Below are 13,055 nucleotides of genomic sequence, written 5' to 3'. Positions count from 1 at the left end.
CTCACCTGGGCTGATGTCGACCTCGACGCGGGGGAGTTGACCATCGATCGGCAGCTCCAGCGGGTCGGTGCCGAACTGCTGCACAGGGAGACTAACCGCCGGCCGACCCGCAGCGGGTGCGGGCCGTGGTGGCGGCCGGGCCGGACGGCCTGACGACGACCGGCGACGTGCCGGACGCGGCGGCGGCGGAGGAGGTCGCAGGATGAACGCGTGCAGCGAGCGTTCCGGGACGGCGCGCGGGACACGCGGTCGCACCGGGGCGGCGACGGCGACGGCTGGGCGTCGTCCCGCCGTGGACGGGCGGCCGCTGCGATGAGCCGGACCGCGCTGCTGGTGACCCACACCGGCCGTCGGCGCAGCACCGAGCACGCCCGCGCCGTCGCCGCCGATCTCATCGCCGCGGGGTTCGAGGTCCGGGTGATCGCCGAGGAGGCCGACGACCTCGACCTGCCCGGGGTGGTGCCGGTCGCCGGCCCGGAGGCCGCCGAGGGCGCCGAGATCGTCTTCGCGCTCGGCGGGGATGGCACGTTCCTGCGCGCGGCCGAGCTGGCCCGTCCGGCGAAGGCGCCTCTGCTCGGCATAAACCTTGGCAAGGTGGGCTTCCTGGCCGAGGCCGAGATCAACGACCTGGACACCGCGGTCCGTGACGTCGTCGGGCGCAACTACACGGTGGACGAGCGGCTCACCCTGGATGTCACGGCCGAGTTCGACGGTGGCCCGACCATCGAGTCCTGGGCGCTCAACGAGATCAGCGTCGAGAAGGGCGAGCGGGCGCAGATGCTCGAACTCCTCGTCGACGTGGACGGCCGGCCGCTGTCCCGTTACGGATGCGACGGCGTGGTCTGCGCCACCCCGACCGGCTCCACCGCGTACGCGTTCTCCGGCGGCGGGCCGGTGGTCTGGCCGGAGGTGGAGGCGCTGCTGCTGGTGCCGATCAGCGCGCACGCGTTGTTCAGCCGTCCGCTGGTCACCGCCCCGACGTCCACGTTCGTGATCACCGTCGACCCGTTCACCACCCTCGCCGTGCTCTGCTGCGACGGGCGACGGGTCTACGACCTGCCGCCCGGCGCCCGGGTCACGGTGCGCAGGGGCGCGCTGCCGGTGCGCATCGTCCGGTTGCGGGCCCGCCCGTTCACCGACCGGCTGGTCGCCAAGTTCGGGCTGCCCGTGCACGGCTGGCGCGGCTCTCGCCGCTGACCCGCCGCCCGGCACGGCATCGCCTCGACGGGGCGACGGGATCCCGGATGTCCGGTGGAAACCCGCCGGACATCCGACGGCCCGCCGTCCGCCGCCCGATGTCCACCTGGCGACATGTCGCTGGTGCGGCGCACCGCAGCTAGTGACCAGCCGACGCGCTGCGTCGCAGACTCCGATCGGTCGATCTCCCTGAGACCGGCCCCCCTGGAGTAGAGGAGCGCATCGCATGCAATGGCCCCCACGCTGGCTGACCGCCGGCGCGGTCGGCGCGCTGGTCGTCGGGCTCGCCGCACCGGCGTCCGCCGACCCGCCCGCCCGGCCCACCGGCCCGAACCCGGGTCCGACCGTCCCGGGTACCGCGCCCGTCCACATCACCCTCATCACCGGCGACCAGGTCGCACTGGTGCAGGCGGCGCCCGGCCGGCTGGCCGCCACCGTCCGCCCCGGCCCCGGCCGCGAGCGGATCACCTTCCACACCGTGGAGGCCGACGGCGGGCTGCGGGTGCTGCCCAGCGACGTCGTGCCGTACGTCTCCGCAGGGGTGCTCGACCCGAACCTGTTCGACGTGCAGGAGCTGGCCGCCGACGGGTACGGCGACGCCGCGCAGGGCGCGCTGCCGCTGATCGTGCGCTACCAGGAGCCGGCCGCCGGCCGGGTCCGGCCGCTCGCCGGCGCCACCGACGCCCGGCCGCTGGAGAGCATCAACGGCGCGGCGCTGCGGGTCGGCAAGGGTGACCTCGGCGGCCTGTGGACGACGCTGCGCGGCACCCCGCAGGCCCGTACCGCCGGTGCGCAGGCCCGGCTCGGCGCCGGCGTCGCCCGGATCTGGCTGGACGGGAAGGTCCGCCCGACGCTGGAGCACAGCGTGCCGCAGATCGGCGCCCCGGCGGCCTGGGCGGCCGGCCGGGACGGCAACGGCGTGAAGGTGGCGGTGCTCGACACCGGCGTCGACGCCACCCACCCCGACCTGGCCGGGCGGATCACCGAGGCGCAGGACTTCTCCGGCAGCGGCAGCGCCAACGACGGGCACGGCCACGGCACCCACGTGGCGGCCACCATCGCCGGCAGCGGCGCCGCCTCCGCCGGGCTGCGCAAGGGCGTCGCCCCCGGCGCGCGACTGCTGGTCGGCAAGGTGCTCGACGACGCCGGCTCCGGCTACGAATCGTCCATCATCGCGGGCATGGAGTGGGCCGCCCACTCCGGCGCGAAGGTCGTCAGCATGAGCCTCGGCGGCTCCGCCACCGACGGCACCGACCCGATGAGCCAGGCCGTCAACGACCTGACCGCCGAGACCGGGGCCCTGTTCGTCATCGCCGCCGGCAACGAGGGCGCGGCGCGTACCGTCGGCTCGCCGGGCGCGGCCGCCGCGGCGCTCACCGTCGGCGCGGTCGACCGCGACGACAACCTCGCGGACTTCTCCAGCCGCGGCCCGCGGCTCGGCGACAACGGCCTCAAGCCGGAGATCACCGCGCCGGGCGTCGGCATCATCGCCGCCCGGGCCGCTGGCACCACCATGGGTACGCCGGTGGGGGACGCGTACACGACGGCGTCCGGCACCTCGATGGCCACCCCGCACGTCGCCGGCGCGGCCGCGATCCTCGCCCAGGAACACCCGGACTGGACGGCCGGGAAGCTCAAGGACGCGCTGGTGAGCACCACGAAGGCGAACCCGGAGCTGACCGTCTTCGAGCAGGGCGGCGGCCGGGTCGACGTGGCCCGGGCGCTCAGCCAGCGGGTGTACGGCTCGGGCACCGCCGACTTCGGTCGGGTGTCCACCGGCGGTGCGGCGGTCGAGCGGACCGTCACGTACACCAACGGCACGGCGGCCCCGCAGACCCTGCGGCTGGCCCTGGAGCTGCGCAACCTGGACAGCGGCGCGGCCGAGGCCGACGGGGTCACCGTCGGCGGCGGCGAGGTCACCGTGCCGGCGGGCGGCAGCGTGGCGGTTCCGCTGCGCGCCGACCCGGCGAAGCTGGACCGTGGCCCGCACGGCGGGTGGCTGGTGGCCACCGGCGCGGACGGCGTGGCGGTGCGTACGGCGGTCGGGCTCACCCTGAGCGGCCCGCAGCACACGGTCACCTTCCGGGTGCTGGACATGCAGGGGCAGCCGGGCATGTCGCCGGTGCTCACCCTCTTCGGCGAGCACCCCGAGTCCGACTACATCGGCTGGGCCGGCGGCGAGACGCAGGTGCAGGTCGAGGAGGGCCCCTACCTGGTCGAGGCGCTGATCGAGCACGGCGCTCCGTTGGACGAGCAGATCACCCTGGTCACCGACCCGGAGCTGATGGTCACCGGGGACGTCACCGTGGTGCTCGACCCGCGCAAGGGCACTCCGGTGCGGATCGAGACGCCGAAGCCGACTGAGCAGCGGGCCGCGATCAGCTTCTACGAGCACCGGGTCTTCGGCAACGGCCGGCAGGTCGACCATGGCGTGATGACCTTCAGCACGATCCAGCAGGTCAACGTCACGCCGACCGGCGCGGTGCGCCAGGGCGAATTCGAGTTCGCCTCGCGCTGGCAGCTGGTCGCACCGATGGTGGACGCCCGGATCAGCGGATTCTCCGGTCCGCTGGACATCAACCTGATGGGTTATTCGCCGGCGCCGACCGGACGGCAGAAGCTGCCGCTGGTCTGGGCGGGCACCGGCACCCCCGCCGAGCTGGCCGGGGTGCGGGGCGCCGCGGCACTGCTCAGCGGCAGCCCGGATGTCTCCGAGGAGGAGCAGATCGCGGCGGCCGCGGCGGCCGGTGCGAAGTCGGTGCTCATCGTCCGCCCGGCGGACTTCAGCGCGTGGACCGTCTGGAACCCGGTGGGTGACCGGCTTCCCGTGCCCGCGATGGCGGTGGCGTACGACGACGGGCAGCGGTTGATCGCGACGGTCCGCAAGGGCCGCGCGACGCTGGACCTGACGCTGACCGTGGACAGCCCGTACCTGTACGACGTGTGGCAGGTCTCGAAGGGTCGGGTGCCGGAGCGGATCGTGCACACGGTCACCGCGAAGAACACCGCCGAGGTGACCGCCCGCTACGGTGACGTCGGCGGTTCGGAGTGGGCCACCGAGCAGCGGTTCGGCTGGCGTCCGTGGCAGGAGACCTCCTGGAACGACGACCAGCGGCTGGTGCGTACCGGCACCACCCGGCAGGAGTTCGTCAGCGCCGGTGACAACTGGTGGCAGCACCAGGTCCTGCACAAGCTCACCTGGTCCTGGGGTCGTCTGCTCGGCGGGCTCACCCAGCAGCCCCGGCGGTACGACGCTGACGACCGGGACACCGAGAGCTGGCACGTCCCGGTGGTCCGTCCGGCCGTCCCGGCCGGCGCTGCGGTGCCGGTGCCGTCCCGCGCCGGGGACACGTTGGACCTGCGGGTGGCCGAGTATGTCGACGCCGACGGGCACTACAGTCCGGCCGGCGGCAGCGAGGAGTCGGACTCCGTCGAGGCCCGGCTCAGTCGGGACGGGAAGCAGATCGCCGACCTTTCCGGCGGGTGGGCACCGGTGCACACCACGGCGGAGTCGGCCCGCTACCGGCTCGACCTGACCACGCGGCGGTCCTCGGACGAGTGGCGCTACGCCACCCGTACCGAGACGGCCTGGCAGTTCACCTCGGCCCGCCCGGCCGAGGAGAAGGCCCGGCCGCTGCCGCTGCTTCAGGTCGACTACCAGGTCCCGGCCGACCTGCGCGGCCAGGTGGCCGGCGGTCGGACGCACCGGCTGGGGTTGAGCCTGCGCCAGCCGGCGGGCGTGCCGGCGCCGACCGGCACCAGCCTGCGGGTCGAGGTGTCCTTCGACGGCGGGAAGACCTGGCGCAAGGTGCCGGTGAAGGGCTCCGGCACCCGGTACACCGCCACCGTCCCGGCCGGCCGGGGCACGGTGTCCCTGCGGGTGCACGGCAGCGACCGGGCCGGTAACACCGTCGACCAGACCGTGGTCGACGCGTACGGGCTGCGCTGACGCGCGCGGGGCGGGGCGGCCGTGGGCCGTCCCGCCCCTTCGCTCAGATCCAGCCCCGCCGGGCGACCTGGAAGGCCAGCCCGGGCCGGGTGTCCACGCCGGCGGCGGCCATCAGGTCGGCGAGTCGGCGCTGCACGGTCCGACGGCTCACCCCGAGTTGCGAGGCGATGGACTTGTCCGGCACCCCGGCCACGAACAGCGACAGCAGCCGCGCCTCGTCGGCGTCCGGTCGGTAGCCGTCGCCGGGGTGGTCGTCGGGGTCGTCGGGCCTGCGGCTCTCGGACGCCGGCACGGCCAGCGGGTCGTCCAGGCGCAGCCGGGTCGCCACCCGCCAGTGGCTCTCGAAGAGGGCGAGCAGCGCGTCGAGCAGTTGACTGCGGCCGATCACGGCGGCGCTCGGCTCGCCGCCGTCGCGGTCGGGCACGAGCGGGCAGATGGCGGTGCGGGCGTCCACGATGGCGAGTCGGACCGGCAGCCGGTCCAGGACGCGGGCCTGCTCGCCGGCGGCGACCCCCTTGGCCAGGTCGGCCAGCGCGCCCGGTTCCAGCAGCAGGTCCCGCTCGTAGATGGCCCGGTAGTTCACCCCGCGGGCCAGCGCGTCGAACTCCTCGACGTTCTCCGGGCCGGCCATCGCGAGGGGGTTCGTCCGGCAGAACCAGAGCACCTCGGTACGCGCCGAGTTCTGCAGATCGCGGAGCCGGTCCCGGAGCATCCGCGCCCCGGTGATCACCTCGACCAGGTGGTCACCGTGGTGACGGCGCAGCCCGGACCGGTACTCCTCGGCCAGTTGGGTGACCCGCCGCCGGGCCGCCTCCAGGTCCTCCTGTCGGCGCAGCAGCGCCGCGCCGAGGGCGACGTCCGGTGCCCTCGGGCGCAGCGGGGCGTCCGGGTCGGTGTCGGTGGGCAGCACCAGGCCCTTGATCCGTAGGGCCTCGACCTGCGCGACGACCTGCGCCCGCGGGCGTTGCAGCCGCTGGACCAGCTCGTCGATCCGGGCCGTGGTGAGCTGGAGCAGGCAGCGGTAGAGCTCCTCTTCAGCCGGGGTCAGGCCGATCACGTCCAACACGGGGCAGAACTGTACGTCGGCCCGGTGCCGGCCGTACGGCGACCTGCCCGCGGCTGCGTCGGCTGGTCAAGTGTCGGGCCACGCGTCTACTGTCGGTTGCTGTGCTGGAAGAGCTGCGCATCACCGGACTGGGCGTCATCGAGGACACCACGCTGCCGTTGACCGGCGGGATGAACGTCATCACCGGCGAGACCGGTGCGGGCAAGACGATGGTGGTCACCGGCCTCGGCCTGCTCTTCGGGGGTCGGGCCGACGCCGGGCGGGTCCGTGCCCAGCCCGGGCGGGCCGTGGTGGAGGGGCGGCTGCGCCTGCAGGGCCGGGTCGCCGACGCGGTGTACGCCCGGATCACCGACGCCGGCGGCGACCCCGACGAGGACGGTTCGCTGCTGCTGAGCCGCACGGTGACGTTGGAGGGCCGGTCCCGTGCCCACCTCGGTGGCCGGAGCATGCCGGTGTCGATGCTCGGTGAGGTGGGTGAGCAGGCGGTGGCCGTGCACGGCCAGTCCGACCAGCTGCGGCTGCTGCGCCCGGCCGAGCAGCGGGCGGCACTGGACCGGTTCGCCGGCCCGGCGCACGAGAAGCTGCTCGACGCGCTGCGCGAGGCGTACACCGGTTGGCGGCGGATCGTCGACGACCTGGCCGACCGCCGCCGCAACGCCCGCGAGCGCAACCAGGAGGCCGACCTGCTGCGGCTCGGCCTCGACGAGATCACCCGGGTCGATCCGCAGCCCGGTGAGGATGACGAGCTGAAGGCCGAGGCGCAGCGCCTCGAGCACGCCGAGGGGCTGCGTACGGCCGCGCAGGTGGCCCAGCAGTGCCTGGCCGGCGGCGCGGAGGCGGCCGACGAGACACCGGACGCGACGGCGCTGCTGGGCACCTCCCGGCGCACCCTGGAGGCGCAGTCCGGCACCGATCCGGCGCTCGGTGAGCTGGCGGCCCGGCTGGAGGAGGCGGCCACCCTGGTCACCGACGTCTCCGCCGAGCTGTCGGCGTACCTGGCGACGCTCGACGCGGATCCGGCCCGGTTGCAGCACATCTACGAGCGGCGGGCCGCGCTGCGCGCGCTGACCCGCAAGTACGCCGACGACGTCGACGGGGTGATCGCGTGGGCCGAGCGGGCCCGCACCCGACTGTCCGACCTGGACACCTCCGACGACCTGCTCGACGAGTTGGAGCGCGAGGGGCAGCGGCTGGCGGGCGAGGTGGCCGATCTGGCCGGTCGGGTGTCGGTCTCCCGACAGGAGGCGGCCGTCCGCTTCGCCGATCAGGTCACCGTCGAGCTGGCCGGCCTGGCCATGCCGCACGCCCGGATCGAGGTCGCGGTGCTGCCCCGCCCGGCCGGACGGTCCGAGCCGTCGCTGCCGGTCAACGGCGCCGAGGTGGGCATCGCCCCGGACGGCGGCGACGAGGTGGAGCTGCGGTTGCTGGCCCACCCGGGCGCGCCGTCGCTGCCGTTGCAGCGCGGCGCCTCCGGCGGTGAGCTGTCCCGGGTGATGCTCGCCATCGAGGTGGTCTTCGCCGGTTCGGGTGGCCCGCCCACGCTGGTCTTCGACGAGGTCGACGCGGGGGTCGGCGGTCAGGCGGCGGTGGAGATCGGCCGGCGGCTGGCCCGGCTGGCCCGCAGCCACCAGGTGCTGGTCGTCACCCACCTGCCGCAGGTGGCGGCGTTCGCCGACCGGCACCTGGTGGTGGCGAAGGACACGGGCGGCGCGGTGACCACGAGCGGTGTGCGGGTGGTGGAGGACACTGAGCGGGCCCGGGAGCTGGCTCGGATGCTCGCTGGTTTGCCAGATTCAGATCTGGGTATCGCCCACGCCGAGGAGCTTCTGGCCGTGGCGGCCAAGGAACGGCGGCCGTGACGCCGCGTATTGTGGGCGCAAGCACACCGGCTTGCGCCGACGTGTGCTTCCCTGGGTAGGCGGCCCTGCTCAGGCATGTCGCGACAGAAAAGCTGCCTCACATGCCAGGATGGTCACGATGCGTCTACCCACGTTGCGCCGGAACCGGATCGCGGAGCCGGGCAGAGTCCTCGGCACCGCGCGCCTCGATCGCCGGACAAAACGCCTGGTCGGTCGGCTACGGCCCGGTGACATCGCGGTCATCGACCACGTCGACCTGGACCGGGTGGCGGCCGATTCGTTGGTCGCCGTCGGTGTCGGGGCGGTGCTCAACGCCAAGCCCTCGGTCTCCGGCCGCTACCCGAACCTCGGCCCGGAGGTGCTGATCGCCGCCGGCATCCCGCTCCTGGACGACCTGGGGGAGGGCGTCTTCGAGCGGATCCGCGAGGGCGACCAGGTGCGCATCGAGGGCAACACGGTCTTCGCCGGCGACGAGCCGGTGGCGCACGGCAGCCTGCAGGACACCGAGTCGGTCGCCAAGGCGATGGCCGACGCCCGGGAGGGGCTGTCGGTGCAGTTGGAGGCGTTCGCCGCCAACACCATGGACTACCTCCGCCAGGAGCGCGATCTGCTGCTCGACGGCGTGGGCGTGCCGGACATCGAGACCCAGATCCAGGGTCGGCACTGCCTGATCGTGGTGCGCGGCTACGACTACAAGGCCGACCTGGACGTGCTGCGCCCGTACATCCGGGAGTTCAAGCCGGTGCTGATCGGCGTCGACGGTGGCGCCGACGCGCTGGTTGAGGCCGGATACACCCCCGACATGATCATCGGGGACATGGATTCGGTGACCGACGACGTGCTGCGCTGCGGCGCCGAGGTGATCGTGCACGCCTACCCGGACGGGCGGGCGCCCGGGCTGCCCCGGGTCAGCGGCCTCGGCGTCCCGGCGGTGACCTTCCCGGCGGCGGCGACCAGCGAGGACCTGGCCATGCTGCTGGCCGACGAGAAGGGCGCCTCGCTGCTGGTCGCGGTCGGCACCCACGCCACGCTGGTCGAGTTCCTGGACAAGGGCCGCGGTGGGATGGCCTCGACGTTCCTGACCCGGCTGAAGGTCGGCGGCAAGCTGGTCGACGCCAAGGGCGTGAGTCGGCTCTACCGGCAGAGCATCTCCGGTTCGTCGCTGCTGCTGCTGGTGCTGTCGGCGGTCGCGGCGATGGCCTCCGCGGTGGCTGTTTCCACCGTCGGGAAGGCATACCTGGGCGTGGCCGCCGAGTGGTGGGACAATCTGGTGTTCCAGCTGTACCGGCTCTTCTAGTTCCCGACCGATCAAGAGGCTGCAAGCGTGATCAACTTCCGCTACCACGTGGTGTCCCTCACCGCGGTCTTCCTGGCTCTGGCGATCGGCCTGGTGGTCGGCACGGCCGCCCTCAACGGCCCGGTCGCCGACTCGCTCAAGGAGCAGGTCACCGGGCTGCGCAAGGACAACCAGCAGTGGCGTCAGCAGGTCAACAGCATGGAGAAGCAGCTCGGGCTGGAGGAGGAGTTCGCCGAGCAGGTGTCCCAGGTCGTCCTCCCGGGCACCCTCACCGGCCGTCGCGTGCTGGTGCTCAGCCTGCCCAACGGGCGCGACCACACCGAGGGCGTGCTCAAGAAGATTCAGCTCGCCGGCGCCACCATCACCGGCCGGGTCGACCTGCAGGACAAGTTCATCAACCCGGACAACAACTCCAACCTGCTGGAGTTGGCCGTCACCGCCGCCCGGCCGACCGCGCAGACCACCGGCCTGCCCGGCAACGGGCACGGCGTGGAGACCTCCAGCGCCCTGCTGGCCAGCGTCCTGCTGGACCGGGCCCAGGGCACCGCGCCGGTCAGCGACGCCGACCGGCGGGCGGTACTCGCCGCCTACAACAACGCCGGCTACCTGACCACCGACGACAACAAGGTCACCGGGTCGGCCGAGGCCGTCGTCGTGGTCAGCGGGCAACCGTACGTCGACAAGGACTCCGACAAGCGTGACGAGTCGGTCGTCAAGATCGCCGAGCAGTTCGACCGGACCGGATCGATCGTGGTGAGCGGCAACGGCTCCACCGGCGGTAACGTGGTGGCCGTGGTCCGCGGCGACCCCGTGCTCTCCCAGACCATCTCCACGGTCGACAACGCCAACACCGTGCAGGGCCAGTTCGTCAGCGGCCTCGCCCTGGCGCAGCAGCTCACCGAGAAGAAAGCCGGCCAGTACGGCGTCGGCGACAACGCCGCCTCCGGCCTGTTGCCTAGACTGCCCCAGTGAGCGAACGACGTACCCCCGTGTCCGAAACCGACGAGGCGGCGCGTGAGCGAGCGCAGCGAGCGAACCTGAGGTACAGCAAGGCGGCGTCTTCCGCCGCCGCCGAGCGAAGCGAGGTGGTGGCGTGAAGGCGCTCGGCCGGCTGCTGATCGCCGGAGCCGGCGCCGCCGCCGCCCGGTACGCGCTGCGTGAGGTGCGTACCGCCCCGATCGGGCCAGCGCTGGAGCGCACCAACTTCCGCGGCCGCCCGGTGACCCTGGCCGCCGGGCCGGCGCTCGCCGCCGGTGCGGCCGCAGCCGGCGCGTTCGGCGCCACCAGCGCCGCCTCCGGCGGAGCCGCCCTGGTCGCCGGCCTCGGCGCGGGCGGCGTCGGGCTGTACGACGACGTGGTCGGCGCCCGCCCGGAGCAGAAGACCGCGAAGGGCTTCACCGGTCACCTCGCCGCGCTGCGCGAGGGACGGGTCACCGCCGGGCTGGTCAAGGTCGTCGGGGTGGGCGCCGCCGGGCTGGGCGCCGCCGCGCTGCTCGCCGCCGATCCCCGGGTCGCCGCGCACCCCCGCCGCCAGCGCCACGGCGCGTTCGGCCGCGGCGTCGACGTGCTGCTCGGCGCCGGGGTGATCGCCGGCACCGCCAACCTGCTCAACCTGCTCGATTTACGCCCCGGACGGGCCATCAAGTCGGGGCTGCTGCTCGGCGCGCCCCTGAGCGGCGGCCCGCACGGCGGGATCGCCGCGGGCGCGGCCGGCGCGGCCGCCGGTCTGCTCCGCGACGACCTGGCCGAGGACGTGATGCTCGGCGACAGCGGCGCGAACGCCCTCGGCGCGGTGCTCGGCGTCGCGCTCGCCGCCCGGACCGGCCCGCTCGGCCGCGCCGGGCTGCTCGCCGTTCTCGCCGGCCTCACCGCCGCCAGCGAGAAGGTCAGCTTCACCTCGGTGATCCAGGGGACCCCGGGGCTGCGGGAGCTCGACGCACTGGGCCGGCGCGCCGACTGACGTGACCAGACCGGCACCCCTCGCCGGCGCCGGCCGGCTGGCCGGGGCAGCCGCGCTCATCGCCGTCCTCACCGTGCTCAGCCGGCTCGCCGGCTTCGGCCGTACCGCCGTGTTCACCTGGAGCCTGGCGCCCACCGACCTCGGCGGCGCCTACGTGGTGGCCAACGCGGTGCCGAACTTCATCTTCGAGATTGTCGCCGGGGGAGCGCTGGCCAGCCTGGTCGTACCGCTGCTGGCCGGTGCGGTCGCCGCCGGCGACCGGACGGCGGTGGCCCGGACCACCGGGGCGTTGCTGACCTGGACGCTGGCTCTGCTGGTGCCGCTCGCGCTGCTGGTCGTGCTGTTGGCCGGGCCGGTGATCGGGGCGCTGGGCGACGGCCTGACCGCCGCCCAGCAGCAGAGCGGGACCCGGATGCTGCGGGTCTTCGCCCCGCAGTTGCCGCTGTACGGCGTCGGCATCGTGCTCACCGGGGTGCTCCAGGCGCACCGACGCTTCGCCTGGCCGGTGCTAGCCCCGCTGCTGTCCAGCCTCACCGTGATCGTCGTCTACCTGGGGTTCACCTCGACCCAGGGCCGACTGGCCACGGTCGGCGGGGTGACTCCCGGCGGCGAGCTGCTGCTCTCGGCCGGTACCACCCTCGGCGTGGTGGTGCTGTCGCTGTCGCTGCTGATTCCGATGCGGCGGCTGCGCCTGCGGTTGCGGCCCGGGTTCGGGTTCCCCTCCGACGCGCGGGCCCGGGTCGGCGGCCTGGCAGTGGCTGGCGCGGTCACCGTCACCACGCAGCAGATCGCGCTGATCGTCAGCCTTCACCAGGTCACCTACGGCGCGCAGACCAACCCTGGGGTGTACAACCTGGCGCAGACCGTCTATCTGCTGCCCTGGGCGGTGCTGACCGTGCCGCTGGCCATCGCCGCGTACCCGACCCTGGCCGCCGCCCGCGCCGCCGGGGACGAGGACACCTACCGGGCGACCCTCGCCCCGGCCGTGCGTGGGGTGCTCCTGTTCAGCTGCCTCGGCGCGGCCGCGTTGATTGGCACCGCCGGGTCGATCGGGCAGGTCTTCTTCAGCAACGCGGCCACCGCCTCGACCGCCGCCGCCGCGATCATCGGGTTCGCGCCGGGTCTGCTCGGCTACGGCCTCTTCGCGGTGCTCACCCGGGCGCTCTACGCCCGGGGGGCAACCCGGGCGGCAACCGTCGCCACGGCGGTCGGCTGGCTGGTGGTTCCCGCCGCCGTCCTGTTGCTCGGCGTGCTGCTGCCGCTGCGGGATCGGGTACTCGCGGTGACGGCAGCGAACTCGGTGGGAATGCTGGTGCTCGGGGCGCTGCTGCTCGCGGCGGTGTGGCGCGGCGCCGGCCGTACGGCGTTGGCCGGCGCGACCCGGGCCGGCGCGGCTGGCGCTCTGGCCGCAGTGCTCGCCGCGCTCGCCGGGCTCGGCCTCACCCGGTGGTTCGACACGCCGGGCGGCGGCACCCCGACGATGGTGGCGGCACTCGGTCAGGGCATGCTGTCCGGGGTTCTGGTTGGGGTCGTGTTCCTCGCCGTGGTCTGGTTCGTCGACCGGCGGGACGTACGGCCGCTGCTGGCCGGGGTGCTGCGGCGTCTGGGCCGGGCGGGACGGCGCGGTTCGCGGGACCGGGCCGATACGCCGACGCCGGGCGCGGTCCCCCCGGAGCAGGACGACGGGAAGGAGACGGTGGTCCGGTGAGCGCGAGGAGTGAGCCGTC

At 74.1% G+C, this 13,055-nt stretch carries 8 protein-coding genes; 7 read left to right on the top strand and 1 reads right to left on the bottom strand.

Going from position 1 to position 13,055, the window contains the following annotated elements; translation table 11 throughout:
- The first annotated feature begins 312 nt into the window (after window positions 1–312).
- Window positions 313–1,197, top strand: a complete 885-nt coding sequence (locus ACWD5O_RS33575) for an NAD kinase (protein ID WP_121656375.1) — start codon at window positions 313–315, stop codon at window positions 1,195–1,197.
- A 226-nt stretch (window positions 1,198–1,423) separates the two neighbouring features.
- A complete protein-coding gene (locus ACWD5O_RS33570; protein WP_450087747.1) occupies window positions 1,424–5,146 on the top strand; it encodes a S8 family serine peptidase in 3,723 nt (1,240 codons plus the stop codon).
- Window positions 5,147–5,189: 43 nt separating this feature from the next.
- On the opposite strand, the gene ACWD5O_RS33565 is transcribed toward ACWD5O_RS33570, so the two are convergent.
- Window positions 5,190–6,212 carry a helix-turn-helix domain-containing protein gene (locus tag ACWD5O_RS33565; RefSeq protein ID WP_354968501.1) on the bottom strand — a complete coding sequence of 341 codons (1,023 nt, stop codon included), beginning with the start codon at window positions 6,210–6,212 and terminating at the stop codon, window positions 5,190–5,192.
- Window positions 6,213–6,313: 101 nt separating this feature from the next.
- Here ACWD5O_RS33565 and recN point away from each other — a divergent pair, with 101 nt between their 5' ends.
- From recN to murJ, 5 genes are all read left to right on the top strand, one after another.
- Window positions 6,314–8,071: a DNA repair protein RecN gene (gene recN, locus ACWD5O_RS33560; RefSeq protein WP_450087746.1), complete on the top strand. Its 1,758-nt coding sequence runs from the start codon at window positions 6,314–6,316 to the stop codon at window positions 8,069–8,071.
- Window positions 8,072–8,189: 118 nt separating this feature from the next.
- Window positions 8,190–9,368 (top strand): putative cytokinetic ring protein SteA, encoded by a 1,179-nt coding sequence (gene steA, locus ACWD5O_RS33555; protein WP_354968499.1) that lies wholly within the window; start codon window positions 8,190–8,192, stop codon window positions 9,366–9,368.
- Between the two features lie 27 nt (window positions 9,369–9,395).
- Window positions 9,396–10,340, top strand: coding sequence for a copper transporter (locus ACWD5O_RS33550; RefSeq protein WP_450087745.1), 945 nt, complete (start codon window positions 9,396–9,398; stop codon window positions 10,338–10,340).
- A 121-nt stretch (window positions 10,341–10,461) separates the two neighbouring features.
- Complete coding sequence (locus ACWD5O_RS33545; protein ID WP_450087744.1) at window positions 10,462–11,328, top strand: hypothetical protein; 867 nt, start codon at window positions 10,462–10,464, stop codon at window positions 11,326–11,328.
- 1 nt (window position 11,329) lies between these two features.
- Window positions 11,330–13,036, top strand: a complete 1,707-nt coding sequence (gene murJ, locus ACWD5O_RS33540) for a murein biosynthesis integral membrane protein MurJ (protein ID WP_450087743.1) — start codon at window positions 11,330–11,332, stop codon at window positions 13,034–13,036.
- Window positions 13,037–13,055: the final 19 nt, after the last annotated feature.

It is taken from the genome of Micromonospora sp. NPDC005161 (genome assembly GCF_053599855.1).
Note: the sequence above shows the minus strand (reverse complement) of the source record. Positions and strands in the feature narration are given on the sequence as shown.